The organism is Mesorhizobium sp. CO1-1-11 (genome assembly GCF_020164995.1).
GTDB classification, from domain to species: domain Bacteria; phylum Pseudomonadota; class Alphaproteobacteria; order Rhizobiales; family Rhizobiaceae; genus Mesorhizobium; species Mesorhizobium australicum.
In genome coordinates, this window is the sequence record NZ_JAIUHE010000016.1 from 103,389 (window position 1) to 128,328 (window position 24,940).

Here is a 24,940-nt window from a genome sequence, read left to right on the forward strand (position 1 = left end):
CCCTGGCGTTGGCCCGCCAGCGTCTAAATAGCGCCCTCAATGCTTGATCCGGTCCCGCATCGCGTACCACAGCATGCCCAGCACATAGAGCGGCCCGCGCAGCGCCGTGCCGCCCGGGAACGGCATTGGTGTCAGCGTCGAGAACAGGTCGAGCCGTGAGGCATCGCCGGTGATCGCCTCGGCCAAAAGCTTGCCCGAGAGCGTCGACAGGATGACGCCCTTGCCTGAATAGCCGTGCGCGAAATAGACCTCGCCATAGTGCCCGACATGCGGCAGCCGCGACGTCGTTACCGACACCAGCCCGCCCCAGGCATGGTCGATGCGGCAGCCCTTGAGTTGCGGAAAGGTGCTCTCCATGTGCGGCCGCACGAAGCCGGCAATGTCGGCCGGCGGTGACGGCGTGTAGCGCTCGCCGCCGCCGAACAGCAGGCGTCCATCGGCGGACATCCGGTAATAGTTGACGACGAAGCGTGTGTCGGACACCGCGACATTGGCCGGGATGACGTTGCGCGCGCCCTCCAGCGGCTCGGTGGCGACAATGTAGTTACCGACCGGCATGATGCGACTGTTGACGCGCGGCTCCAGCCCGTTGAGCAGCGCGTCGCCCGCCAGCACGACATGTCTGGCCCGCACCGATCCCTTTGCCGTCGAGACCCGGATCGAGGGTTCGCGCTCCAGCTTCACGGCCAGCGAGTTTTCGTGGATGACCACGCCGGCCGCGACAGCCGCGCGGGCAAGCCCAAGCGTGTAGTTGAGCGGATGCATGTGGCCGCCGAGCGGCTCATACATGGCGCCATGATAAGGCGTGTCGACCTTGGCCCGAGCCGCCGCCGCCGAGAGTATCTCGACATCGCGGAATTTCATCACGCTCTCGAGGCACTTGGCCTCTTCTTCCAGATCCCTGAGGTCGGATCCGTTGACCGCGCCGACCAGATGGCCGGTCAGCCTGAGATCGCACTCGATGGCATTGCGTTCGATGATGTCGAGCACCAGGCCGCGCGCTTCGAAAGCGAGGTCGAACAGCACCTTGGCCCGCTCGGCTCCGTAGAGCTTGACCAGACCCTTGGCGCCCTTGCGCAGGCCGGGGATCATCTGGCCGCCATTTCGGCCCGATGCGCCCCAGCCGATCTTGCCGCCTTCGAGCAGCACCACCTTCAGCCCGCGTTCGGCGGCGTGAAGGGCGGCCGACAGCCCGGTGCAGCCGCCGCCGACGACGACCAGGTCGGTTTCGGCATCGCCGACGAGCGCTGGATGGTCCGGCGCCGGATTGGCGGTGGCGACGTAGTAGGATTTGCCGATGTCGAGACCAGAATTGAAACCCGTTGAAGATGCCATGATCACACATTCAGCAAGAGATGGTCGCGTTCCCAGCTCGTCACCACGCTTTGGAATAGGTCGAGTTCGACGCTCTTGACGCGCAGATAGGTCTGGAAGAAGTCCTCGCCGAGCAGCTCTCGCACCGGGGCACAAGCCTCGAAACGATCCAGCGCCTCCTCCATGGTCTTAGGCAGCGTGCTCCTGATCTTGTAGGCATTGCCCGACGCCTCGGCCGAGCGCGCCAATTTCTGCTCGACGCCCAGATAGCCGGCTAGCAGCGACCCGGCGATCGCCAGATAGGGATTGCAATCCGCCCCAGGCAGCCGGTTCTCCACCCGCCGCGCGGCGCGTCCCCCCGCCGGCACACGCAGGCCGCAGGAGCGGTTGTCATGCGACCACTCGATATTGGCGGGTGCGCTGTGGTTGGGCCTTATGCGGCGGAAAGAGTTCACGTTTGGCGCGAACAGCGGCATGATTTCCGGAACATATTTCTGCAATCCGCCGATGAAGTGGCCGAACATCCTGGTGTCGGCATCGTCGCCGCTGGCGAAAAGCGCATTGCCGGCCTCGTCGACGACCGACATGTGCAGATGCATCGAGCTGCCGGCCTGGGCCGCGATCGGCTTGGCCATGAAGGTCGCATGCATGCCGCATTGCTGCGCGGCCTGGCGCGTAAACCGCTTGAACAAAAGCACCTGGTCGGCCAGCGGCAGGGCGTCACCATGCAGCAGGTTGATTTCCAGCTGCGCCGTGCCCGATTCATGGATCAGCGTATCGAGCGGCAGACCGGCCGCCGCTGAATAGTCGTAGATGCGCCGGATCACCGGCTCGAATTCTTCCAGCGCGGCCATGTCATAGGGATGCTGCACACCCTCGGCGCGGCCATTGGCGCCGACCGGGGCGGTCAGCGGTCTGTCCGGATCGGGATTCGGCGCGGCCAGATAGAATTCGAGTTCCGGCGCCACCACCGCGCGCCAGCCGCGCTGGCGATAGAGATCGAGCACGGCGCGCAGCACATGGCGTGGCGAGGCCATCCATGGCCTGCCGTCCATGTGGAAGGCGTCGGCGAAGACATAGGCCTTGCCCGCCCCCGCACCCGGCGCCAGGCACAGCGTCGAGACATCGGGCACCATGCGCATGTCGGGGTCCGAATAAGCAAAACCCTCGTCGATAGAGCCGGAATAGCGACCGTCGATGCTGACCAGGAAGGCGCTACTCGGCAGGTAGAGCGCGCGGTCTTCCAGCGCCTTGAGGAGTTTGGCGGTCGGCAGCGCCTTGCCGCGCAACACGCCGTTCATGTCGGGCACCAGGCACTCGACCTCGGTGATGCCGTGCTGCGTGAGCCAGGTCTTGGGGTCGTTGATTGCGGTATTCGTGTTCTTATCAAGCATTTCGTTCATGTCCGTTTCGGGGAGAGAATGGCTTGCGCGGCCACGTCCATTCCGGATTTCAGCGCCATCTCGGCTGCATTGTCCCTGAGGCGGGCGGGCGTGGCGTCATCGGCCAGCTGGCCGAGAATGGCTCTCTTCAATCCCCCTTCGGTCCAGCCGTCGCGGCCGATATGATCGCCGGTCTCTCCGGCGCATTGCGCATTGTCGTCCCAGCAATAGAGCATGATCAGCGACGGCACGCCGAAGCGCAGCGCCTCGCAAAAGCTTTTATTGCCGCCGTGGTGGATGAAGGCTGGGCGCCCCGGGTGGGCAAGGCCTGTGCGATGCCAATGCAGTTTAGCGCGGCGCCAGAGCCCGCCTTGGAAAACAGCGCGATGGTCGGGCTGGCTTTACGCGTCAATTCATCCTCTTCAATCCGGCCGGCTGATCACGCCGAACAGTGCGGCTCCTTGCCTGGCCGCCTGCGGCCGCCGGCTGCGGGAGAGGCGCAGGTGGATGCGAAACAGATCGGCACCCATTTCATATCGCCGGTTGTCGAGATGGTCGAGTGTATTGAGGTGCTCGCGCAACGATTGCTTCGGCCGGAAGACGTTGATGCATGACCCGGAACGGCTCATTGGTACTGCCGCGCTCGCCGGTCCGGTCTTGTCGCCGCATTTCCAGCCTCTCGGCAGGCCCGCCCTGATGCGCTCACCACCGGTCTTGTTGGCCACCAGCCAGTCGACAAGCCGCGCTCGGCTTTTTTCGCCGCCAATCAGGTCGAAGCGAGAAGCGGTTCTGCGTTGTCGTTGAACGGGAACGGCTCCAGGAGGAAAACGATGCCGCCAGGCCAAGCCCAGCGGCATCTCCTCTGGTGACTACGGCCTTTTCAGCGACGAACCGCTACGGCGTCGTGCCCGCCTGAAGCTTGGCCGCCGTCTGGTCGATCTTGCCGGCAAGAACACCTTGGGCCCAGGCCGTGACCTCGGCGTCGACCGGCTTGTTGGCCATGTCGGTCAGCGCCGCGTCGAGTGATGCATCATCGGTGCCGACCGCTGCCGCGGCAGCCGCGGCCGCAGCCGCATCGGCCGCCGTATTGTCGGCGTCCACCACCGCCTGCTGGGCGGTGATGTCAGCCTGCAGCGCCGATATCTGGCCGGGCAGGGCCGCCTGCTGTTCGGCTGTCATGGCGTCGATTTCGGCCTGAGACAGCGACGTCAGTGCGCTCAACTGCGAATTCAGCGTATCCAGTTGAGCCTGGGCCGCGGCAGCCGTGGCAGCGGCCGCCGCAGCCGCGGCCTGCGCATTCTTGGCTTTCGCGGACTGCGTCACGAATGCCTGAATGGCGGCGAACTTCTTGCTCTTGGAGTTCATATAGGCGTTGACGTTGCGCTGCAGCGAATTCAGCCGGCCAAGCTTGGCGTGGATATTCTTCTCCTTGGGCACGGACGAGACCTTTGTGTTCGTATCGACCGTGGCGTCGGCCGTTGTGTCCGTGTCCGTCTTGGCTGCCCGTCCCGGTGCCGACGACGACTTGCCGTGCGAAGCACCGCTGTTGCCGTTGCCATTCCCATGGGCGCCGCCATTGCCGCCGCCATTGCCGTTGCCGCCGCCATTGCCTCCAGCATTGCCGCCGCCATTGCCATGCCCATTGCCGGCGAGCGCCGGAGACGCCAGAAGCGCCAATGCGGCCACGGCCGCGAACAGTGTTTTCCGGTTTGTCATGCTAATCTCCTCGGGAATCGCCGCACTCGCCCACCGCTGAACCACCTGCGTATGAGAAATCACTAATCATACCCGGTAAACTTTAGACAAATGCGGTCTCAATCCGAGAGCGCGCGCTGCATCGGATCAATAACCAATTGAAAAGACAAGGAAATACACAGCTTTGACCTGGCTTGGCACTGAAGTCCCATACCCGCCAGACCATGGTCTTGTGCCGTCCGGCATCCCGCGAAACGACAGAAAAAGCGGGGCTGAATTGGGAAAGGTCGATCGATGAAAGCAGCGTCAGCCGATGCTCTCGCCGCCATCGATCACCAGCGCTTGCCCGGTCATGAAGGATGAACGGTCCGAGACGAGGAACAGGATCGCCTCGGCGATCTCTTCGGCCACCGCCCAGCGCCCCATCGGGATCTTGGTGCGGACATAGGTTTCGATCGCCTCGCGTCCGCCCATCTGGGCGATGAACGGCTCATTGAATGGGGTGTCGACCCAGCCCGGGCAAAGCGCGTTGACGCGCACATTGTGCCGGGCATAGTCGAGCGACATCTGCCTGGTCATCGCCACCACGGCATGTTTCGACGTCGCATAGGCGATCATCTCGCGGTCGTAGAACACACCCGAATTCGAAGCCGTGTTGAGGATGACGCCACCGCCTTGCGCGATCATCGACGGCATCACGATCCTCGCCGCGAGGAATTGCGCCCGCACATTGACCCGCCAGGATGCGTCCATGCCGGCGGTCTCGACCTCGGTCAGCGTGCCGCCGACCTGGATGCCGGCATGATTATGCAGGATGTCGATGCGCTGATGTCTGTCGAGCGTGCCGACGATGAGTTGGTCGATCGCATTGTCGTTCGAGACGTCGGTCGCGATCGCCTCGGCCCGGCCGCCCGCCGCCCGGATATCCGCGGCCGTTGCCTCGCCGGCGGTCCCGTCCCTGTCGGCGATGACGACCACCGCGCCTTCCCTGGCCATGATCATGGCGCCGGCACGTCCGATGCCGGAGCCGGCGCCTGTCACCACGGCGATGCGGTCTTTGAGGATCATGGAGCGGCTTTCAGTTTGACGGCTTGCGCTGGCGCAGTTGCCATTGGGCAAGCACCACGAGCAGGACGGAGGCGACGAGCACGATCGTCGCGATGGCGTTGATCTCCGGCGTTACGCCGCGCCGGATAGAGGCAAAGACATAGATCGGCAGCGTCGTCTGCGCGCCGGCGACGAAGAAGGCGACGATGAAGTCGTCGAAGGAGAAGGTGAAAGCGAGCAGGAAACCGGCGACCACCGCCGGCATGATCTGCGGCAGGACGATCGAGCGGAAGGTCGTCAACGGCGTGGCGTATAGATCGCTGGAGGCCTCGACCAGATTGCGATCGAGGCTGCCGAGCCGCGTGCCGACGATCATCGTTACCAGCGCCATCGAGAACAGGCCATGCGCGGCGATGATCGAGCCGTAGCCGAGCGACAGGCGCGGCGGCTGGTCGCCCGGCCAGACCGAGGCGAGGAACGGATTGACGACCGCGAACAGCTGAACGAGCGCGACCAGCGTCGAGATGCCGATGACGACGCCCGGAACGACGATCGCCGCGCCAAGCAGGCCGTCGAAGACGGCGCGGGTTCTGGCGCCGACACGCGCCAGGCCAAGCGCCGCCGCGGTGCCGAACACCGCCGCCAGCAGGGCGCTGGTGGTGGCGATGAACAGGCTGTTCTTCAGCGCCTCGACCAGGAACGGGTTGGACAGGGCCTTGCCATACCACTGCACCGAGAAACCGGTGAACTCGCTGGCGTGGTGGCCGGCGTTGAAGGAAAACAGCACGACCAGCACGATCGGCAGATAGAGGAACGCAAAGACGGCGATGACGAAGGCGCGCATCAGATGAGGTCCACCCGGCGAGCGCCCGCAACGCGGTTCGAAATGCGGTTGGCGACAATCAGCACCACCACCGAGACCAGCACCAGCGTGATCGCGATGGCCGACCCGAACGGCCAGTTGCGCGACTGCAGGAAGAGGTCGACCAGCGCGTTGCCGATGAAGAACACCTTGCCACCGCCAAGCAGCGTCGGGATCAGGTATTCGCCGAGCAGCAGGATCATGACCAGCGAGAAGCCGGTCATCACGCCCGGCAGCGACAGCTTCAGGGTCACCCCGAGAAAGGTCGACAACGGCCTCGCGCCGAGATCGGCGGAGGCCTCCAGCAGCCTTCGGTCGAGCCGTTCGAGGCTGACATAGATCGGCAGGATCATCAGCGGCAGATAGCCGTAGACGATGCCGAGCAGGACCGCGCCCGGCGTGTTGATCAACCTGACATCCTCGATGCCGGCAAAGGCGAGCAGCGCCGGGATGCCGCGTCCACCCAGAATGTACATCCAGGCATAGGTCCGCATCAAAAGGCTGGTCCAGAACGGAATGACGACCAGCGCGAGCAGGATCAGCCGCCAGCGCTGCGGCGCCCGCAGGGCGAGGTAATAAGCGACGGGATAGGCGACGAGCAGGCAGGCGAGCGCGCCCACTGGCGCCAGCACCATCGTGTTCCAGAACGCGGTCGCCCGTGCCGGGAGATTGGCATACTGCGCCAGCGTGAAGGCTGCCTGGTAGCCGCCCTCGGGCGCCCGCTCGCCGACGCTGAACACGGCGATGGCGATGAATGGCAGCACCAGGAAGACCACCAGCCATGCCGTCGCCGGCGCGAGCAGCAAGGCGGTCAGGAAATTACGCCGAAATCTGTTGCCGTGCATCGAAACCGCCCCGGTGCCGGCGAGCATGGGCCCGCCGGTCGATTGTCTTTATCCAGGCCAGTCTCAAGCCGATTTGAAGCGCGCCATCAGTTCGGCACGGCCCGGGTCGGTCAGCGTTGCCGCCGCGCCGAATTCGAGCGGCGTCAACAGCTCCGCCGCCGGATAGAGGATCGGATTGTCGAGCACTTCCTTGGGCAGCAGCTTGTTGACGCGCGCATCCGTCGAAGGCGCGCCGTTGGCGAGGTGCTCCTTCACCGCGACCTGGGGGTTCATCAGATAGTTGAGCAGCGCGTAACCGGCGGGTTTGTTGGGCGCGTCCTTCGGGATGGCATAAAAATCGGTCCAGATCTCGCCGCCCTCCTTGCCCAGCACGTAGGCGATCTCGGGAATGTCGCGATGCAGCTGCGCACCGTCATTGGTCCAGCACATCGTCATCCACGCGTCGCCCGCACGCATACCCGGCTGGTAGTCGGACGAGACGGCGAACAGATGCGGCTTGACCTTCAGCAGCAGTTCCTCTGCTTTGGCGAGCTCGTCCTGCTTCAGCGAATTGAACGAATAGCCGTAATATTTCAGCGCGTTGCCGATGGTGGTGAGCTGGTAGTCGTGCACCATGGTGCGGCCATCGCCCTCGGCCATGGCGGTATCCCAGAACTCCTTCCAGCTCGTCATCGGCTTGATCAGCTTCTTGGTGTTCACTGCAAAGCCCGTGGTGCCCCAGTTCTTCGGCACGGCGTAGATCACCTTGTCGATCGTGCCCTCGGAGGTGAAGCGCGGATCTTCCTGCGTACCGTCGAAATTCGGCAGCTTCGCCATCTCCAGCGGCTCGATAATGCCGAGCTTCTTGTAGGTCGAGATCGTATAATTGGTCGGCACGAACAGGCTCCAGCCCGAGGCGCCGGCCTGCAGCTTGGCCAGCATCTCCTCATTGGAGCCGAACACGTTGACCTCGACGGCGACGCCGGTGTCCTTCTTGAAGTTCTCGAAGGTCTGCGGGTCGTGATAATTCGGCCAGGTGGCGATCGACATGCGGTCGCCGAGGCTTTCGGCGGCGAAGGCAGGCGTCGGCATGATGCCGATCTCGCGCGCCATCACCGCCGTTGCGATGCCAAGGCCGGTGAGGCCAAGGAAGTCGCGGCGGCCGATCGAGCCGCGCTTCAGGCGCATCAGCTGGTCGACGAAATTCTCGGGGCTTATCGGCAGTCCGTCACGATATGATTTCGACATGTTTGTTTACCCTCTGGTTGGTCCCGTTGTTCTTGGTTTCCGGAAACGCCAGCGGCGTTCCCATGGCATAGCCGATGGCGACGGGTTCACCCGGCTTGAAGAGATTGCCTTGGCCGATCAGGTGATCAGCCTTGGCGAGCAAAGTGCCGATGCCCTGCACTTCGATCGCGTATTCCGCGGTCGAGCCGAGGAATATCCGGTTGCGGACGATGCCCTTGAGCGGACCGCTTTCGGGAGCGCCAAGGCTGAGTGATTCGGGGCGCAGACTGACCGAGACGGTCTCGCCTTGTCGAAGCGCGGTTCGCTTGCGCGCCGCGACCACAGTGCCGTCCGCCAGCGCCACGTCCACCAGGTCGCCCGTGTGCCCGACGACGGTGCCGCTCAACAGATTGGTCTTGCCGACGAAATCGGCGACGAACAGGTCGGCCGGCTCGTCATAGATCTCGCTCGGCTGGCCGAGCTGGACGATGCGCCCGCCATTCATGACGCAGACGAAATCGCTCATCGACAGCGCTTCCTCCTGGTCGTGGGTCACCAGCACGAAGGTGATGCCGATCTCGCGCTGCAGGTTCTGCAGCTCGATCTGCATGTCGGTGCGCAGCTTCTTGTCGAGCGCCGCAAGCGGCTCGTCGAGCAGCAGCACCGCCGGCTTGTTGACCAATGCACGCGCCAGCGCGACACGCTGCTGCTGGCCGCCGGACAGTTCGTGGATCTTGCGGCCGCCATAGCCGGCGAGCCGCACCATTTCGAGCGCTTCGCCGGCCCGCCGGCCGATATCGCGCGACGACAGCCGTGGCCTTGCCTGGCGCAGCCCGTAGGAAACGTTGGCTTCGACATCGAGATGCGGAAACAGCGCGTATTGCTGGAACACCATGTTGACCGGCCGTCGGTAGGGCGGCGTGCCGGCCATGTCCTGGCCACGGATGAACACCTGGCCTTCGCTCGGCTGTTCGAACCCGCCGATCATGCGCAGGCAGGTGGTCTTGCCGCAGCCGGACGGTCCAAGCAGCGCAACGAAGGCGGAGGGCGGCACGGCAAGGTCGATGCCGCTGACCGCGGTCACCGCGCCATAGCGCTTGGCGACGCCGCGAAATTCGATGTCGGGCACTGCGGTCAAGGCTGCGGGCTCCAAGACGATGCGATTTCAAGACGCTACCAGAGCTAATGGCAGCTAGTATATACCTCGCAGGTGGTATATCTGATCTATTTTCCCGTTTAAGGGGGTATTGGATTGAGCGCTTCCCGCAGCGACGAATACCGCCGGCTCGCCACGCTTGTCGCGGGGACGCGGGAGACGAGCGGGGATGTCTTCGGCCAAGCGATGGTCGATTGGCTGCGGCAGCATGTCGGCTTCGACCATTGCGTGATCTTCGGCTATCGGGGTGCCGCGCGCCCGCCTCTGCTGTTCGAGACCTTCACGCCGGCCGAAAGCCACGTCTTCGTCGCGCTCTATCAGGAAGGCCCCTATCTGCTCGACCCCTTCCATCACGCGGCGGTCGAACGCAAGGAAGGGTTCTGGCGCATGCGCGAACTGGCTCCTGATCGCTTCTACGCCAGCGAATATTTTCGCTCCTATTACAGCCAGACCAGGCTGGCCGAGGAAGTCGGCTTCTTCGTGCCGCTGCCGGGCAAGGACGCGCTGGTGCTGTCGCTGATGCGGCTCAGCGCTTCCGGTCCGTTCGGCACCGCCGATGCCAGGCTGCTGCGCGACATGGCGGCGGCGGTGATCAGCTTCATCAGGCTGCGCTGGCCAACCCTTTCCACCGAGGAACCGGCCGAGACGAAGCAGGACGAGGAAATCACCGAGGTCAACGAGTTCGACCGCGCCCATATCTGGAAAAGCCTGTCGCTGACGCCGCGCGAAAAACACGTCGTCGATCTGGTGCTGCAGGGCCATTCGACCGAATCGATCGCCAGGGCCATGCGCATCGTGCCGGGAACCGTGAAGGTTCATCGCCGCAACATCTACCGCAAGCTCAACATCAAGTCGCAGGCCGGCCTTTTCGCCCGCTTTGTCGAGATCATCGACGCGCGGATCCGGTGATTCCCACAGGCCGCTGACTACGCTGGATCAGGCTTCCCATGAGCCGGTTTCGGCCATCCGCCCGAGCAAGGGCGCCGGTTTGAAGACATCCTTGCCCGTCCGCTCATGCCAATACCTGAGTCGCCCGACGATCCTGGCCGCGCCTTCGAGGCCGGCCCAGAACATCGGGCCGCCCTTGCCGATGGGAAAGCCGTAGCCATTGACCCAGACGACATCGATGTCGGACGCACGGGCCGCGATGCCCTCCTCCAGAATCTTCGCGCCTTCGTTGACCAGGGGATAGAGTGTGCGCTCGATGATTTCGTCGGCGCCTATCGTGCGCGGCACGATGCCCTTTTCCGCCGCCTTGTCGCGGATCAGCGCCTCGACCTCTGGATCGGGCACCGGCGTGCGCGAGCCGTTCTCGTAGAGATAGAAGCCGCGGCCGGTTTTCTGGCCGAAACGCCCCTGTTGGCAGAGCGTGTCGGCGATGGGGGCCGTGAGGCCCCGCGCCTTGCGGTTACGCCAGCCGATGTCGAGACCGGCAAGGTCGCCCATCTGGAACGGACCCATCGGCCAGCCAAAATCGGTGAACGCCTTGTCGATCTGGCTGGGGGTTGCGCCTTCGAGCAGCAGCGCTTCGGATTCCGAGCCGCGCGCGGCCAGCATGCGGTTGCCGACGAAGCCGTGGCAGACGCCGACGACGACAGCCACCTTGCCGATCCGGCGCGCAAGGTCGATCACGGTCGCCAGCGCATCAGGCGCCGTTTTTTCGGCGCGCACGATCTCCAGCAGTTTCATGACGTTGGCCGGCGAGAAGAAATGCAGGCCGAGCACATCCTGCGGCCGCGAGGTCGAGGCGGCGATTTCGTCGATGTCGAGATAAGAGGTGTTGGTGGCGAGGATGGCGCCCGGCCTCGCCGCTGCGTCGAGCTTCCCGAAGATTTCTTTCTTGACCGCCATGTCCTCGAACGCCGCCTCGACGATCAGGTCGCACTCGGCGAGATCGGCATGGTCGATCGTGCCTTTGAACTGGGCGAGCCGCTGCCGCTTGGCATCCTCGCTCAAGGAGCCGCGTGCAACCGAGACGGTGTAATTCTTCTCGATCGTCGCCAGCCCGCGCCGCAGCGCCTCCTGGCTGGTTTCCAGCAAGGTGACGGGAAAGCCGCCATTGGCGAAGGCCACGGCAATGCCGCCGCCCATCGTGCCGGCGCCGATGACGCCGACGCGGGCGATCCTGCGCTTGACGACATCCTTGCCGGGAAGCTTGGCCGCCTCGCGTTCGGCGAAAAACAGATGCCGTTGGGCGCGCGATTGGTCGCTGGCGACAAGCTTGACGAACAGCGCCCGCTCCTCCGCCAGCGCCTCGTCGAAGGGCAGCGTGACGGCATTGCGCACCGCCTGCGCACAGGCGATTGGCGCTTCGAGGCCACGCGCTTTGCGGGCAATATCCGCGGCCTCCGCATCGAAGGCGGCAAGGTCGGTTTCCTTCAGGACGTCGTCGCGGTCGCGCACCGGCGTGAACGGACCGCCCTTGCGGGCCATTTCGCGGGCGAAATTCACGGCGTGGGTGGTCAGATCGCCTTCGAAAACGGCATCCACCAGGCCGGCGCCGTAAGCCTCATCGGCACCGATCGGTGCACCGGAAACGATCATCTTCAATGCCTTGGCGGCGCCAACTAGGCGCGGCAGCCGTACCGTGCCGCCGCCACCGGGCAGGATGCCGAGCTTCACCTCGGGCAGGCCGAGCCTGGCGCCTTGATCGGCAACCCGGAAATGGCAGCCGAGCGCCAATTCCAGCCCACCGCCGAGCGCGGTACCGTGGATGGCAGCGACCGTCGGCTTGGCAATGGCTTCCAGCACCGCCACGATGGAACGCAATTCCGGCTGTCGCATCGGCTTGCCGAATTCGGTGATGTCGGCACCGGCAACGAAGGTCCGGCCGGCGCAAGCAATGACGATGGCGGCGACCGATGCGTCATCGCGCAAAGCGACCAGAGCCTGCATCAGCGGTTCGCGGACGTGGAAACTCAGCGCGTTTACCGGCGGATTGTCGATGGTGACGATGGCGACGCCACCCTCGTTCGCGACGCTGACAGAACTGGACAAGTGGAGGCCTCCCAAGACCGGCTGAGATTGGGGACCGGTTTACAAGGCCACGCCGCGAATGGGAACCGGCTGGTCCAATGGTTGGCGGACAGGCTGCGGTCACGCCGGAGACGTTGCGGTCAGCGCACCGCCTTCTCGCCGCCCGCAGCCGTGATCACCCCTACGATGATAAGCCCGGTCAGCAGGAGACGCACCCCGGCGCTGACGCCGAATGTGTTAAGCATGGTGAGCAGCAGAACCAGGAACAGCGCCGCGCCCCAGACGCCGGGCACATTCGCCTTGCCGCCCGCCACCGACGTGCCGCCGATAACGACCACGGCGATCGAAGCGAGCAGGTATTCGTTGCCGATGTCGACATTGGCGCCGCGGAAATAACCGGCGAGCAGCGCGCCGTCGATGCCGCCGAGCGCGCCCGACAGCGTATAGGTGAGAAAACGGATGCGCCCGACATTGACGCCGGCGAGCCAGGCGGCGCGGATGTTCTGGCCGATCGCCAGCACCGAGCGGCCATAGATCATGCGCTGCAAGGCGATGGCCGCTGCGATGGTGAACAGCACGGTGAGGATCGCCAGCACGGGCACGCCCAGCACCTGCCAGTTGGTGAAATCGGCGAAGCCAGGCGGCGGCTTGATCTGCAGTCCGCGCCCATAGCTGATGTCGACCGACTGGATGATGAAGCTCGCCGACAGCGTGGCGATGATCGGCGGAATGCGCAGCGCCCAGATCAAGAGATAGTTGATGGCGCCGATCGCTGCGCCACAGGCGAGCGCCGCCAGCAATCCGACCAGGATCATGGCATCGCTGCCGCCCATCACCTTCATGGCGACCGCGCTGGCGAGGCCGATATTGGCCGGCAGCGACAGGTCGACATTGCCGGGTCCAAGCGTAATGACGAACATCTGGCCGACGCCGACGATGACGGTAAACACGGCAAGCGACAATGCCGCCGTGACCATGCCGCCGCCGCCATAGCCCCCGGTGAAGGCGATCGTCGCCAACCACACCAGCAGCGCACCGACAAACGACCAGATCCAGGGTTTTGTGAGCAGGGTTTTCAGCGAAGCCATCGCTCACCTTTCCTGCGGCTGATCAGCACCCGCGCCGCAAGCACGATGATCAGGATGGCGCCGTTGGCGGCCACCTGCCAGTCGGGCGGAATGTGCATGAAGGTGAGCAGCGGCGAGGCGGCCAGCGCCAGCGTCAGCGCGCCGATGACGGCGCCGATCGGCGAGACCCGGCCGCCGACGAACTCGCCGCCGCCGAGGATGACGCCGGCGATGGCCAGCAGCGTGTAACCATTGCCGATATTGGCATCGGCCGAGGTGGTGATGCCGATCAGCGCCATGCCCGACAGAACGCCGAACAGGCCGGCCAGCGCAAACAGCACGATCTTGGTCTTGAGCAGCGACCAGCCGGCGCGCTTGAGCGCCGCGGGATTGCCGCCCGAGCCGCGCAGGATCACCCCGTAGGAGGTACGCATCAGGCCGAAATGCACGACCGCCGCGATCAGCAGCGCGGCGATGATCGGAAACGGAATGAAAGGCGGCTTGAACGACATGATCGCCAGCAGCCAGTCCGGCGCCTTGCCGCCCGGTTTTGGCAGGACGAGAATGGCGAGGCCCTGCCAGACGAAGCTCATGCCGAGCGTCACCACGATGGAGGGCAGGTTGCGCAGATGGATCAGCGCGCCGAGCAGCGCATAAATGCCGATCGATCCGGCGAGAATGAGGATGCCGATGAGCGGCGCATCCTTAAGCCAGGTCGCGGTGACGCAACCGACAAAACCGACAAAGGTGCCGATCGAGAGATCAAGCTCGTTGCCGGCGATGACGAACATCTGCGCGATCGTCGCCAGCGCGATCGGAATCGCCAGGTTCAACATCAGGCTGAAGCCGAAATAGCTGATGGCGCGCGGATTGAGCCAGGCGATCGCGAGCAACACCAGCGCCAGCGATAGCGCGGGCAGCAGGCCGCGCAACAGCCGCGCCCGCGCCGCCGCATTGCGTGCCGCCGATCCCTTGAAGCCATTGTCGATTGGCGTCGCCGTCATCTCAGGCCGCATCGCCGAAGGAGGACTGGATGATCTTCTCTTCGGTCAGCTCGTCGCGCGTCAGATTGGCGACGATGCGGCCGTTCTTGAAGACATAGATGTGGTCGCAATTGTCGAGCTCTTCGGTTTCGGTCGTGTACCAGAGGAAGGTGCGTCCGCGGCCCGCCTCCTCGCGCACGAGATCGTAGACCTCCAGCTTGGTACCGATGTCGACGCCGCGCATCGGGTCGTCCATCAGCACGATCTGGGCATCGGAGCCGAGCGCCCTGGCGAACAGCGCTTTCTGCTGGTTGCCGCCCGACAGCGAGAAAATATTGTTGTTCATGTCAGGCGTGCGGATGCCGATCTTCTTCTGCCAGAACGCGGCCAATTCGGCCTCACGCTGGGGTGAAATCAACAGCCCGTTGCGCAAGCGCGCCAGCGAGCGGATGCCAATGTTTTCGGCAATCGACCATTGCGGGAAAATGCCATCGGACTGGCGGTCGCCTGCCACCAGGGCCACCGGCGCCGTCACCTCGAAGCCGGTCTTGGCGCGTGCGGCGGCATCAAAGATGCGCAGCAGCAAGTCGGTCTGTCCGTGACCGGCCAGGCCGGCAAGGCCGATGATCTCGCCCGCGCGCGCGACGAGGTCCTTGCCATCCGCCTGTCCGGCCGGCCGCGCCCGCACGCGCAGCGGATTGGCGCCTGTCTTGGCGGCGGCGGCCTGCGCGGCGGTCTTCGCACGCGCCTCGGCTCCGCCCATCACGGCTACCAGCCGGTCGCGATCAAAGGCACCAGCCGCGTCCGACGCCACCACCTTGCCGTCGCGCATCACCACGATCCGGTCGGCGTTCCGCAGCACCTCGCCCAGCACGTGCGAGATCAGGATGCAGCTTTTGCCACCAGCGACGAAGCGGCGCACGAAGGCCAGCAACTGGCCCGATGTGTGCGCGTCGAGCGACGAGGTCGGTTCGTCGAGGATAACCAGGTCGAGCCGGTCGTGCGTCACGGTGAAGGCACGCGCCACCTCGACCATCTGGCGCCGGCCGATCGACAGATCGCCGACAATGTCCCAGGCCGAGATGCCATGGTCCGGAAAGATTTCGTCCAGCTTGGCGGCGATCAGCTCTGCCGCCTTGCGCCGCCAGCCGAAGCCGGAAAGCGACGCATGGTTGATACGCGTGTTTTCGGCGACGCTGAGATTGGGGCACAGCGACAGTTCCTGGAACACGCAGCGTATGCCGAGCTGCTGCGCCCGCGACACCGAGTAGTTGTCCTCGATGCCGCCATGCACGGTGATCGTGCCGCTGTCGGGCGTCGAGGTCCCGGCCACCATGTGCATCAGCGTCGACTTGCCGGCGCCGTTATGGCCGACGAGGCCGACGCATTCGCCGGGCCCGACATGGAAATCCACCCCGCCCAGCGCCCTGACGGCGCCAAAATGCTTTTCGGCACCGTCAAGTCTTACGATATCAACACTGGCGGCGCCGAATTGGTTTTCGGCGCCGCCCAGTCTGATGATGTCCGTGTCGCCTGCAGCCATGCTCAACGATATCCGCTCGGTGATGCCCGCGGCAACGCGTCTGCGACTTTCACTTGATATTGGCTTTGATCGCCGCGATGGCATCTTCCTGCGTGTATTCGTGGGTGGCGACACCGCCCTCCTTGATCTTGGGCAGGGCCGCCTCGAAATCGTCCTGGGTGAAGGCCAGATACGGCACCAGCAGATCGTGCGGAATGTCCTTGCGGCCATCGAGCACTTGCTGCGCCACCCAGAAGGCGAGCGTCGATACGCCCGGCGCGATCGAAGCCGACCAGGTCTGGTAGCCGTCCTTGTCCTTCTGTTCCTTCCACCACTTCAATTCGTCCTGCCGGTTGCCCATGATGATGGTCGGGCGCGGCTTGCCGGCGGCGGCGAAGGCTTGCGCGGCGCCATAGCCGTCACCGCCCTGGTCGACGATGCCGACGACGTCGGGCAGCGACGGCAGGATGGTCGCCACCGCCTTCTGAGCCGTGGTCTGGTCCCAGTCGCCGGTGACAGAACCGACGATCTTGAATTCGGGATGCGCGGCCACGCCTTCGAGGATGCCTGCATGGATGGCATCATCGATCGAGGTGCCGGCAAGCCCCCGGATTTCAAGCAGATTGCCGCCCTTGGGCTGGAACTTGGCCATCTGCTCGACTTCCTGCTTGCCCATGTCCTTGAAGTCGACGACGACGCGGTAGGCGCAGGGCTCGGTGACGGTGCCGTCGAAGGAGACGACGGTGATGCCGGCATCGCAGGCCTGCTTGATGGCACCGTTGAGCGCATCCGGCGAGGCGGCGTTGATGACGATGGCGTCATAGCCCTGCAGGATCAGGTTCTGCACCTGGGCGGCCTGGGTCGGCACCTCCTTGTCGGCAGTGGTGAAGACATCAGCCGCGCCGACGATCTTGTCGTCGACGGCCTTCTTGGTGACGATGCCATAGCTGTCGAGCATCGCCTGCCGCCACGAATTGCCGGCATAATTGTTGGAGAACGCGATCTTCTTGCCGCTGGTGTCGGCAAAAGCCGTACCGGCCGCGAGCACCGCCGCAAGCGTGCTGAGAACCAATAGTTTCTTCATGGATACTCCTCCCGAGAGTTGCTGATCAGTTTGATTGTCGACGAATTTCGCGATTGCGATCCTGTTTTTTATCTATTGTCAGACAAAAGTGCAGAAGGCCGGCGGGCTGTCAACTGCAATCCGATGTGCGCCGCCGATCAACTTGCGGTGCGCTGATTGAAATGGCTTCGTTTGATGGCTAGGCATGCGGGCCAGGAGAGCGAACAAGCATGGCAGTGACGCCGATTGTGCCGCCGGGCGCGCCGGGAATTCCCGCGCGCTGGACCTCAAGCGCCAAGAGCGGAGTCGGCTCGGCGCTTTCGCCGTCCAGCCGCGTCTGGTTCACCACCAGCCACGGCATCCTGAACGAGGTGTACTATCCGCGCGTCGACAGCGCCTGCACGCGCGACCTCGGCCTGATCGTCACCGGCATGGATGGCTATTTCTCCGAGGAGAAGCGCGATGCCTCGCACGGCATAGAGCCGTTCGAGGACGGCGTGCCCGCCTACAGGCTGGTCAATACAGCCGACGACGGCGCCTACCGGATCGAGAAGCGCATCGTGGCCGATCCGGCGCGACCGACCTTGCTGCAGGAAATCACCTTCAGTCCGCTCAAGGGCTCCGCGGCCGACTACCGCGTCTACGCGCTTCTGGCGCCGCATCTGGTCAATGCCGGCATGGGCAACACCGCCTGGATCGGCGAGTACCAGGGAAAACCCGTCCTGTTTGCCTCGGGGCGCGGCACCTGCCTGGCGCTGGCCTCGTCCCTGCCCTGGCGGGATTGCTCGGCCGGCTATGTCGGCTTCTCCGACGGCTGGCAGCAACTCAACAGCGCCGGCAAGCTCGATACGGCTTGCCGGCGTGCCGAGGACGGCAATGTCGCGCTGACCGGCGAGATCGGCTTCACCGCCGCCAACACAAAAACCATGCTGGCGCTGGGTTTTGGGACGACACCGGACGAAGCCGCCGAAAACGCCTTCGCCAGCCTGAAGCGGGGTTTTGAACCGGCGGCGAAATCCTACGTCGAACAATGGCGCGAATGGCAGGCGGGGCTGCTGCCACTGGACCGCCACGCGGTCCCCGGAGTGAACAGCTACCGCGTCTCCACCGCGGTGCTGGCCACCCACCGGTCGTCGGCAATGCCCGGCGCGGCGGTGGCCAGCCTGTCGATCCCATGGGGATTCAACAAGGGCGACGATGATCTCGGCGGCTATCATCTTGTCTGGCCACGCGACCTGGTCGAAACAGCGGGCGGCTTTCTCGCCGCCGGCGATGCCGCCTCGGCACTGCGGATCCTGGAATATCTCCGCTCCATCCAGCAGCCGGACGGCCATTGGCCGCAGAACGCCTGGCTCGACGGCTCCGCCTATTGGCCCGGCATCCAGATGGACGAATGCGCCTTTCCCTTGCTGCTGGTGGATGCCCTGCATCGCGCTGGCCACTTGCCGCGTGCCAGGCTGAAGGCCTTCCTGCCGATGATCGAGCGCGCCGCCTCCTATGTCGTGCGCAATGGTCCGGTCACTGGCGAGGACCGCTGGGAAGAAGACGCCGGCTACAGCCCGTTCACGATGGCCGTCGAGATCGCGGCACTGCTTGCCGGCGCCGACCTGCTCGATGCCTGCGGCAAAGCGGCGGAGGCGGCCTACCTGCGCGAAACAGCCGACTGCTGGAACGACCAGGTCGAGCGCTGGACCTATGTCAGCGGCACCGCCATCTGCAAGGCCGTCGGCGTCGGCGGCTATTACGTCCGCATTGCGCCGCCAGACGACCCCGAAGCCGGCTCGCCGAAGGACGGCTATGTCCCGATCAAGAACCGGCCACCAGGCGACACCGACCGACCGGCCGAGGAAATCGTCAGCCCTGACGCGCTGGCCCTGGTGCGCTTTGGCCTGAGAGCCGCCGACGATCCGCGCATCGTCGACACCGTCAAGATCATCGACGCGCAGCTGCGCTGCGAACTGCCGCAAGGGCCGCTCTGGTACCGCTATAACAGCGACGGCTATGGCGAGCACGAGGATGGCACGCCCTTCGACGGCACCGGCCAGGGCCGGCCGTGGCCCCTGCTGGCCGGCGAAAGGGCGCATTACGAGCTGGCCGCCGGGCGCAAGGACAAGGCGGCCAGCTTGCTCGATGCACTGGAGCGGTCGGCCGGGCCTGGCGGCCTGCTGCCCGAACAGGTGTGGGACGGCGCCGATATTCCCGAGCGCGAGCTGCTGCATGGCAAGCCATCGGGCAGCGCCATGCCACTGGTCTGGGCGCATTCCGAACACATCAAGCTGGTGCGCTCGCTACGCGACGGCGCCGTCTTCGACATGCCGCCGCAAGGCGTGAAGCGCTACATCCAGGACAAGACCGTATCGTCGTTCAGGGCATGGCGCTTCAACAACAAGATCCGCGCACTGCCCGAGGGCAAGACATTGCGCGTCGAGCTGCTGACGGCGGCCACCATCCACTGGAGCACGGACAATTGGGCAACCGCCCACGACAGCCGGACAGCGGAAAACGCTTTCGGCCTTCATCTTGTCGATCTGCCCACGGCCAGCCTCCCCAACGGAAGCACGCTGATCTTCACTTTTTTCTGGCCCGGAACCGGCGATTGGGAGAATGTCGACTTCTCCATCATGTCAGGCGCGCAGGACAGCCAGTAGATCCTTCCTCGACAACCCCAGAAAATCTCTAGGAAACAGGGACGAAACCATGCAGATCGGAATGATGGGACTGGGCCGGATGGGCGCCAACATGGTGCGGCGGCTGATGCGCGACGGCCACGAATGCGTCGTCTATGACATCAACCCGGCCAGCGTCGCGGCGCTTGTGAGCGACGGCGCCTTGGGGGCGGCATCCCTGGAGGAATTCGTCGGCAAGCTGGCCAAGCCGCGCTGTGTCTGGCTGATGCTGCCGGCGGCGATCACCGGCAGGATCATCGATCAGGTCGCGGCGCTGATGGAGCCCGGCGACATCGTCATCGACGGCGGCAATTCCTACTATCACGACGCCGTCGACCAGGCCGCGAAACTGGCCACCAAGGGCATGCATCTTGTCGATGTCGGCACCAGTGGCGGCGTCTGGGGGCTGGAGCGCGGCTACTGCCTGATGATCGGCGGTCCCGACGTGGCGGTGCAGCACCTCGATTCGGTCTTTGCCACGCTGGCGCCTGGCGCTGATGCCGGCGCGCCCACCCCGGACAAGACCGCCGGCACCGCGCCTTATGGCTACCTGCATTGCGGACCGAGCGGCGCCGGCCATTTCGTCAAGATGGTGCACAACGGCATCGAATACGGCGTCATGGCCGCCTATGCCGAAGGCATGAACATCCTGAAGTCGGCCAATGCCGGCAAACGGCAGCGGACGGCGGACGCCGAGACAAGCCCGCTGGAAAACCCGCAATACTACCAGTTCGACATCGACCTTCCGCAGGTGGCCGAGGTGTGGCGGCATGGCAGCGTCATCGGCTCCTGGCTGCTCGATCTCACCGCCGGTGCGCTGAAGAGCGATCCGGGTCTGGCGCAATTCGGCGGCCGGGTCTCGGATTCCGGCGAGGGCCGCTGGACGCTGAAGGCGGCGATCGACACCGGCGTGCCGGCACCGGTGCTGTCGTCGGCGCTGTTCGACCGCTTCTCCTCGCAAGGCGAATCCGAATTCGCCGACAAGCTGTTGTCTGCCATGCGCTATGCCTTTGGCGGGCATATCGAAAAGCCGAAGGGCGGCAAGTGACGGCGACAGGGGAGACGCACGCATGAGCCAGGAACGGTCCGATACGCTGGTGCTCTTCGGAGCGACCGGCGACCTCGCCCACAAGAAGATATTTCCAGCGCTTTACCAGATGGTCGCCAAGGGCACGCTCACCGAACCGGTGATCGGCGTCGCCTTCGACGCCTGGGATTTGAAGCAGTTGCAGGACCGCGCCCGCGACGGCATCGTCCATGCCCTCGGCGCCGTCGATGAGAAGGTCTTCGCCAAGTTCGCGTCGCTGCTGCGCTATGTCAGCGGCGACTATCGCGATCCCACGACCTTCGAGAAGCTGAAGACGGCACTCGGCAGCGCCCAGCGGCCGCTCCATTACATGGCGGTGCCGCCGTCCATGTTCGAGACCGTCGTGCAAGGGCTGGAGCAATCCGGTACCGCGCATGGCGCACGGCTGATGGTCGAAAAGCCGTTCGGCCACGATCTGCAGTCGGCACGCTGGCTGAACCGGGTGCTGCACCTGGTGTTCGACGAACAGTCGATCTTCCGCATCGACCACTATCTCGGCAAGGAGGCGATCCAGAACCTGCTCTATTTCCGCTTCGCCAACTCCCTGCTGGAGCCGATCTGGAACCGCAATTACGTCGAGAGCGTGCAGATCACCATGGCCGAGGATTTCGGCGTCGAGGGGCGCGGGCGGTTCTACGACGATGTCGGCGCCATCCGCGACGTCATCGAGAACCATCTGCTCAACATCCTGCTGCTCCTCGCCATGGAGCCGCCCGTCGGCCGCTCCGCCGACGACCTGATCGACGAGAAGGTGCAGGTGTTGCGCGCCATCCGGACATTGACGAAAGACGATGTCGTGCGCGGCCAGTTCACCGGCTATCTCGCCGAGCCCGGCGTGGCGCCGAACTCGCCGGTCGAGACCTTCGCGGCGGTGCGCTTTTTCGTCGACACCTGGCGCTGGCAGGACGTGCCGTTCTTCATCCGCGCCGGCAAGAACATGCCGGTGCATGTCACCGAGGTGGTGGTGCGGCTGAAACGGCCGCCGCTCGACGTCTTCGACCCGATCAAGCCCGCCGACCAGAATTACGTCCGCTTCCGCATCGACCCGCAGGTGATGATCGCCATCGGCGCCCAGCGCAAGGCGCCCGGCGACGACATGATCGGCGAGCAGGTGGAACTCACCGCGCTCGACGATTCCAAGGGCGACATGCCGCCCTATGAACGGCTGATCGGCGACGCCATGAACGGCAACGGCCAGCTCTTCACCCGCCAGGACGCCGCCGAACTCGCCTGGCGCATCGTCGGTCCGGTGCTCGGCGACACCACGCCGCCGCATCTTTACGAACCGAGGACGTGGGGGCCAGCGGACGCCATGGCCGGCTTCGGGCCGCCCAATGGCTGGATCGACCCGGTCGCATGAGTGGAGGGGACGAGATGGCCAAGGTGGTTAAGAAGGCTGCGTCGGACACCGGGCAGGTAGTCCTTTCGATCGACATTGGCGGGTCGCACGTCAAGATCCTGACCAGCGACGGTGGCACCGAGCGCCGGACGGATTCCGGGCCTGACCTGACGCCAAGGCAGATGATCGACAAGGTGAAGAAGCTCGCCGACGGCTTGTCCTACGACGTCATCTCGATGGGCTATCCAGGCCCCGTGCGTCAAAACAAGCCGGTGCTCGATCCCATGAATCTCGGCAAGGGCTGGGCCGGCTTCGATTTCACCGCTGAGTTCGGCAAGCCGGTCAAGGTGGTCAATGACGCGCTGATGCAGGCCCTCGGCAGCTATGAGGGCGGGCGCATGCTGTTCCTCGGCCTCGGAACCGGCCTCGGTGCCGCGATGGTCCTCGACAATGTCGGCCAGCCGATGGAACTCGCCCACCTTCCCTACAGAAAAGGCCAGAGTTTCGAGGACTATGTCGGTGAACGTGGCCTCGTAAAGCGCGGCAAGAAGAAGTGGCGCGGTCATGTCTTCGACGTCGTCAACCGGCTGCGCGCCGCCCTGCAGCCAGACTATGTCGTCATCGGCGGCGGCAATGTCGACAAGCTGGACGAATTGCCCCCCGACTCCAGGCGCGGTGACAACACACGCGCCTTTGAAGGCGGATTTCGTCTGTGGCGCGACAAGGCCCTGATCGTCTGATATTGTTACAACTTAGTATAGTTGTTCAAAATGCCGTGTTATGTCCCGGCGATAGATTGCATTGTGCAGATTTGCCGACTAGGAAGTCAGCCCCACTACATCGCGTCGCGCGCGACACACGAAGACGACCCACTTTAATTTTGCGCATCATCCTTTTTGAAAACGGCCCCATTTTCGAGGTTATGCGCCATGGATGGAGGAAATAGATTGACCGACGAAAACAGCCACGCCAGCAAGACACTCGACCTTCTCGAGCTGACGGCCCATATCGTATCGGCCTATGTCGAGAAGAATCGCCTGCCTGCGTCCGGCCTTCCCGAGCTGATCGCCAGCGTCAGCGCCTCGATCAGCGGGCTCGGCCAGCCGGTCGCCCCGGTGGCGGCACCGCTGGTCCCGGCCGTCAACCCGAAGAAGTCGGTGACGCCGGATTTCATCATCTGCCTCGAGGACGGCAAGAAATTCAAATCGCTGAAGCGTCATCTCGGCGTCCATTTCGGCCTGACGCCGGACGCCTATCGCGCCAAATGGGGCCTGCCTTCCGACTATCCGATGGTTGCCCCCAACTACGCGGCTTCGCGCTCCGAACTGGCGAAGTCGATCGGCCTCGGCCGCAAGGCCGCCGTGGTCGCCCCCGTCAAAGGCAAGGGCCGGAAGGCCAAAGTCCCGGCCTGAGGCGATTTGGACGCTGAGCCAATTGTTAGGACGACTGGAATAGAAGCCTGCCGGCGAATTCGCCTTGGCAGGCTTCGTGCTTTTGTGGCTTGGATAACCTGGGACAAGACGATCTGGGGGAAGCCATGAACTACACCAGGATGGTGATCGAGAAAGAAGCGCCGGAGGAGTACGGTTACGACCGCATCCGTTACAACCTCTCCGAAAGTTCGATCGCCGATCAGAAACTCTCCGACATTGGCCTCTCGCTGCCTGATCTGACCCTCTTCTATGGCGAGCATCGCGGCGACAGGGAATTGCGCGCGCTGATCGCCGCGCAGGATGCCGGCATCGCGCCCGACGACGTGCTGGTCACGGCCGGTGCGGCCGGCGCGTTGTTCATCATCTCCACCTCGCTGCTCTCGGCCAGCGATCACCTCGTCGTCATCAGGCCCAACTACGCCACCAACATCGAAACGCCGCGGGCGATCGGCTGCGCCATCAGCTTTGTCGACCTCGCCTTCGACGAAGGCTTCGCCATCGACGTCGAGCGCGTCAGGGCCGCGATGCGGCCGAACACGAAGCTGATCAGCGTTACTTGCCCGCACAATCCGACCGGCACCATGATGAGCCGTGCCGAATTGGACGCGCTGGTCGCGCTCGCCGAGACCAGCAGCTGCTATCTGCTGGTCGACGAAACCTATCGCGATCTCTCCTATGGCAGGCGCCTGCCTTCCACGGCCACGCTGAGCAAAAAGGCCATCAGCGTCTCGTCGCTGTCGAAAGCCTTCGGCATTCCCGGCATCCGCATCGGCTGGCTGATCACCAGGGATGCGGCCCTTCAGGAGACATTTCTGGCCGCCAAGGAGCAGATCGGCATCTGCGGCAGCGTCATCGACGAAGGCATAGCGCGCGGCGCGCTGGAGGGCCGGGACGCTTTCCTGGCAAAGCTGCTGCCCGAAATGGCCAGGCGCCGGGACATCGTCCAGGCCTGGATCGACCGCGAGCCGCTGGTCGACTGGGTGCGGCCCGAAGGCGGTGTCGTCGGTTTCCCGCGCCTCGATGTCGAACCCGGCTTCGACCTCGATCGCTTCTATGTCAGGCTGCTGGAAGATCACGGCACCTATGTCGGGCCCGGCCACTGGTTCGAAATGGAAAAGCGCTTCTTCCGCGTCGGCTTCGGCTGGCCGAGGGAGGCCGAGTTGAAAGGCGGGCTGGACGCGATTTCAGCTGCGCTGCGGCAGTAACTTCCGCGTGCTATCGGTGGTGCGGATCGAAAGTCCCTTGATCCGGATCTGATTTTAAAGCATATCCGCCCCGAACTTTACCAAGTTCCATT

20 protein-coding genes and 1 pseudogene are annotated in these 24,940 nt (G+C 64.5%); 7 read left to right on the top strand and 14 right to left on the bottom strand.

Going from position 1 to position 24,940, the window contains the following annotated elements:
- Window positions 1-36: 36 nt before the first annotated feature.
- The 9 genes and pseudogenes from LB554_RS19855 to LB554_RS19895 form a co-directional block, all read right to left on the bottom strand.
- Window positions 37-1,335, bottom strand: coding sequence for an NAD(P)/FAD-dependent oxidoreductase (locus LB554_RS19855; RefSeq protein WP_224586401.1), 1,299 nt, complete (start codon window positions 1,333-1,335; stop codon window positions 37-39).
- A 2-nt stretch (window positions 1,336-1,337) separates the two neighbouring features.
- On the bottom strand, window positions 1,338-2,708 hold the full coding sequence (locus LB554_RS19860) for a glutamine synthetase family protein (protein WP_318013213.1): 1,371 nt from the start codon (window positions 2,706-2,708) through the stop codon (window positions 1,338-1,340).
- 5 nt (window positions 2,709-2,713) lie between these two features.
- A pseudogene (locus LB554_RS29645) lies at window positions 2,714-2,998 on the bottom strand (glycosyl transferase family 1); the annotation flags it as partial.
- Between the two features lie 592 nt (window positions 2,999-3,590).
- Complete coding sequence (locus LB554_RS19870) at window positions 3,591-4,412, bottom strand: hypothetical protein (RefSeq protein WP_224586406.1); 822 nt, start codon at window positions 4,410-4,412, stop codon at window positions 3,591-3,593.
- A 285-nt stretch (window positions 4,413-4,697) separates the two neighbouring features.
- Complete coding sequence (locus LB554_RS19875; protein ID WP_015315091.1) at window positions 4,698-5,459, bottom strand: SDR family NAD(P)-dependent oxidoreductase; 762 nt, start codon at window positions 5,457-5,459, stop codon at window positions 4,698-4,700.
- A 10-nt stretch (window positions 5,460-5,469) separates the two neighbouring features.
- Window positions 5,470-6,282 carry an ABC transporter permease gene (locus tag LB554_RS19880; RefSeq protein WP_023771844.1) on the bottom strand — a complete coding sequence of 271 codons (813 nt, stop codon included), beginning with the start codon at window positions 6,280-6,282 and terminating at the stop codon, window positions 5,470-5,472.
- Complete coding sequence (locus LB554_RS19885) at window positions 6,282-7,172, bottom strand: ABC transporter permease (RefSeq protein WP_015315089.1); 891 nt, start codon at window positions 7,170-7,172, stop codon at window positions 6,282-6,284. Before LB554_RS19885 ends, LB554_RS19880 begins: the two co-directional genes overlap by 1 nt.
- A gap of 36 nt (window positions 7,173-7,208) precedes the next feature.
- The gene (locus LB554_RS19890) at window positions 7,209-8,372 is read right to left on the bottom strand and encodes a PotD/PotF family extracellular solute-binding protein (RefSeq protein WP_224586408.1); all 1,164 of its coding nucleotides are present in this window, start codon (window positions 8,370-8,372) and stop codon (window positions 7,209-7,211) included.
- Window positions 8,353-9,489 (bottom strand): ABC transporter ATP-binding protein, encoded by a 1,137-nt coding sequence (locus LB554_RS19895; protein WP_224586409.1) that lies wholly within the window; start codon window positions 9,487-9,489, stop codon window positions 8,353-8,355. Before LB554_RS19895 ends, LB554_RS19890 begins: the two co-directional genes overlap by 20 nt.
- Before the next feature lie 114 nt (window positions 9,490-9,603).
- Here LB554_RS19895 and LB554_RS19900 point away from each other — a divergent pair, with 114 nt between their 5' ends.
- Window positions 9,604-10,416, top strand: coding sequence for a helix-turn-helix transcriptional regulator (locus tag LB554_RS19900; protein WP_224586411.1), 813 nt, complete (start codon window positions 9,604-9,606; stop codon window positions 10,414-10,416).
- Between the two features lie 27 nt (window positions 10,417-10,443).
- Here the strand turns inward: LB554_RS19900 and LB554_RS19905 are convergent, their stop codons facing one another.
- From LB554_RS19905 to LB554_RS19925, 5 genes are all read right to left on the bottom strand, one after another.
- Window positions 10,444-12,504: a 3-hydroxyacyl-CoA dehydrogenase NAD-binding domain-containing protein gene (locus LB554_RS19905; protein ID WP_224586413.1), complete on the bottom strand. Its 2,061-nt coding sequence runs from the start codon at window positions 12,502-12,504 to the stop codon at window positions 10,444-10,446.
- Between the two features lie 119 nt (window positions 12,505-12,623).
- Window positions 12,624-13,571 (bottom strand): ABC transporter permease, encoded by a 948-nt coding sequence (locus tag LB554_RS19910; RefSeq protein ID WP_023771850.1) that lies wholly within the window; start codon window positions 13,569-13,571, stop codon window positions 12,624-12,626.
- Window positions 13,559-14,554, bottom strand: coding sequence for an ABC transporter permease (locus LB554_RS19915; RefSeq protein ID WP_224586415.1), 996 nt, complete (start codon window positions 14,552-14,554; stop codon window positions 13,559-13,561). The genes LB554_RS19910 and LB554_RS19915 overlap by 13 nt, the downstream gene beginning before the upstream one ends.
- A gap of 1 nt (window position 14,555) precedes the next feature.
- The gene (locus LB554_RS19920; RefSeq protein ID WP_224586416.1) at window positions 14,556-16,076 is read right to left on the bottom strand and encodes a sugar ABC transporter ATP-binding protein; all 1,521 of its coding nucleotides are present in this window, start codon (window positions 16,074-16,076) and stop codon (window positions 14,556-14,558) included.
- Window positions 16,077-16,125: 49 nt separating this feature from the next.
- Window positions 16,126-17,139, bottom strand: a complete 1,014-nt coding sequence (locus LB554_RS19925; protein WP_015315081.1) for an ABC transporter substrate-binding protein — start codon at window positions 17,137-17,139, stop codon at window positions 16,126-16,128.
- Window positions 17,140-17,348: 209 nt separating this feature from the next.
- Here LB554_RS19925 and LB554_RS19930 point away from each other — a divergent pair, with 209 nt between their 5' ends.
- The 6 genes from LB554_RS19930 (at window position 17,349) to LB554_RS19955 (ending at window position 24,848) form a co-directional block, all read left to right on the top strand.
- A complete protein-coding gene (locus tag LB554_RS19930) occupies window positions 17,349-19,766 on the top strand; it encodes a glucan 1,4-alpha-glucosidase (protein ID WP_224586418.1) in 2,418 nt (805 codons plus the stop codon).
- Window positions 19,767-19,815: 49 nt separating this feature from the next.
- The gene (gene gnd, locus LB554_RS19935; RefSeq protein WP_140618400.1) at window positions 19,816-20,832 is read left to right on the top strand and encodes a phosphogluconate dehydrogenase (NAD(+)-dependent, decarboxylating); all 1,017 of its coding nucleotides are present in this window, start codon (window positions 19,816-19,818) and stop codon (window positions 20,830-20,832) included.
- Window positions 20,833-20,854: 22 nt separating this feature from the next.
- On the top strand, window positions 20,855-22,231 hold the full coding sequence (gene zwf, locus LB554_RS19940) for a glucose-6-phosphate dehydrogenase (RefSeq protein WP_140618399.1): 1,377 nt from the start codon (window positions 20,855-20,857) through the stop codon (window positions 22,229-22,231).
- Window positions 22,232-22,245: 14 nt separating this feature from the next.
- Window positions 22,246-22,950, top strand: a complete 705-nt coding sequence (locus LB554_RS19945) for an ROK family protein (RefSeq protein WP_015315077.1) — start codon at window positions 22,246-22,248, stop codon at window positions 22,948-22,950.
- Window positions 22,951-23,139: 189 nt separating this feature from the next.
- The gene (locus LB554_RS19950; RefSeq protein WP_210241249.1) at window positions 23,140-23,622 is read left to right on the top strand and encodes a MucR family transcriptional regulator; all 483 of its coding nucleotides are present in this window, start codon (window positions 23,140-23,142) and stop codon (window positions 23,620-23,622) included.
- A 125-nt stretch (window positions 23,623-23,747) separates the two neighbouring features.
- On the top strand, window positions 23,748-24,848 hold the full coding sequence (locus LB554_RS19955) for an aminotransferase class I/II-fold pyridoxal phosphate-dependent enzyme (RefSeq protein ID WP_224586420.1): 1,101 nt from the start codon (window positions 23,748-23,750) through the stop codon (window positions 24,846-24,848).
- Window positions 24,849-24,940 lie beyond the last annotated feature (92 nt).

What these genes read in the sequence shown, in the direction of transcription:
- LB554_RS19855 (WP_224586401.1), bottom strand. Translation starts at nt 1,335, where the DNA reads ATGGCATCTTCAACGGGTTTCAATTCTGGTCTCGACATCGGCAAATCC.
- LB554_RS19955 (WP_224586420.1), top strand. Translation starts at nt 23,748, where the DNA reads ATGAACTACACCAGGATGGTGATCGAGAAAGAAGCGCCGGAGGAGTAC.
- LB554_RS19910 (WP_023771850.1), bottom strand. Translation starts at nt 13,571, where the DNA reads ATGGCTTCGCTGAAAACCCTGCTCACAAAACCCTGGATCTGGTCGTTT.
- LB554_RS19870 (WP_224586406.1), bottom strand. Translation starts at nt 4,412, where the DNA reads ATGACAAACCGGAAAACACTGTTCGCGGCCGTGGCCGCATTGGCGCTT.
- LB554_RS19950 (WP_210241249.1), top strand. Translation starts at nt 23,140, where the DNA reads ATGGATGGAGGAAATAGATTGACCGACGAAAACAGCCACGCCAGCAAG.
- LB554_RS19875 (WP_015315091.1), bottom strand. Translation starts at nt 5,459, where the DNA reads ATGATCCTCAAAGACCGCATCGCCGTGGTGACAGGCGCCGGCTCCGGC.
- LB554_RS19925 (WP_015315081.1), bottom strand. Translation starts at nt 17,139, where the DNA reads ATGAAGAAACTATTGGTTCTCAGCACGCTTGCGGCGGTGCTCGCGGCC.
- LB554_RS19880 (WP_023771844.1), bottom strand. Translation starts at nt 6,282, where the DNA reads ATGCGCGCCTTCGTCATCGCCGTCTTTGCGTTCCTCTATCTGCCGATC.
- zwf (WP_140618399.1), top strand. Translation starts at nt 20,855, where the DNA reads ATGAGCCAGGAACGGTCCGATACGCTGGTGCTCTTCGGAGCGACCGGC.
- LB554_RS19930 (WP_224586418.1), top strand. Translation starts at nt 17,349, where the DNA reads ATGGCAGTGACGCCGATTGTGCCGCCGGGCGCGCCGGGAATTCCCGCG.
- LB554_RS19915 (WP_224586415.1), bottom strand. Translation starts at nt 14,554, where the DNA reads ATGACGGCGACGCCAATCGACAATGGCTTCAAGGGATCGGCGGCACGC.
- LB554_RS19885 (WP_015315089.1), bottom strand. Translation starts at nt 7,172, where the DNA reads ATGCTCGCCGGCACCGGGGCGGTTTCGATGCACGGCAACAGATTTCGG.
- LB554_RS19860 (WP_318013213.1), bottom strand. Translation starts at nt 2,708, where the DNA reads ATGCTTGATAAGAACACGAATACCGCAATCAACGACCCCAAGACCTGG.
- gnd (WP_140618400.1), top strand. Translation starts at nt 19,816, where the DNA reads ATGCAGATCGGAATGATGGGACTGGGCCGGATGGGCGCCAACATGGTG.
- LB554_RS19890 (WP_224586408.1), bottom strand. Translation starts at nt 8,372, where the DNA reads ATGTCGAAATCATATCGTGACGGACTGCCGATAAGCCCCGAGAATTTC.
- LB554_RS19945 (WP_015315077.1), top strand. Translation starts at nt 22,246, where the DNA reads ATGGCCAAGGTGGTTAAGAAGGCTGCGTCGGACACCGGGCAGGTAGTC.
- LB554_RS19920 (WP_224586416.1), bottom strand. Translation starts at nt 16,076, where the DNA reads ATGGCTGCAGGCGACACGGACATCATCAGACTGGGCGGCGCCGAAAAC.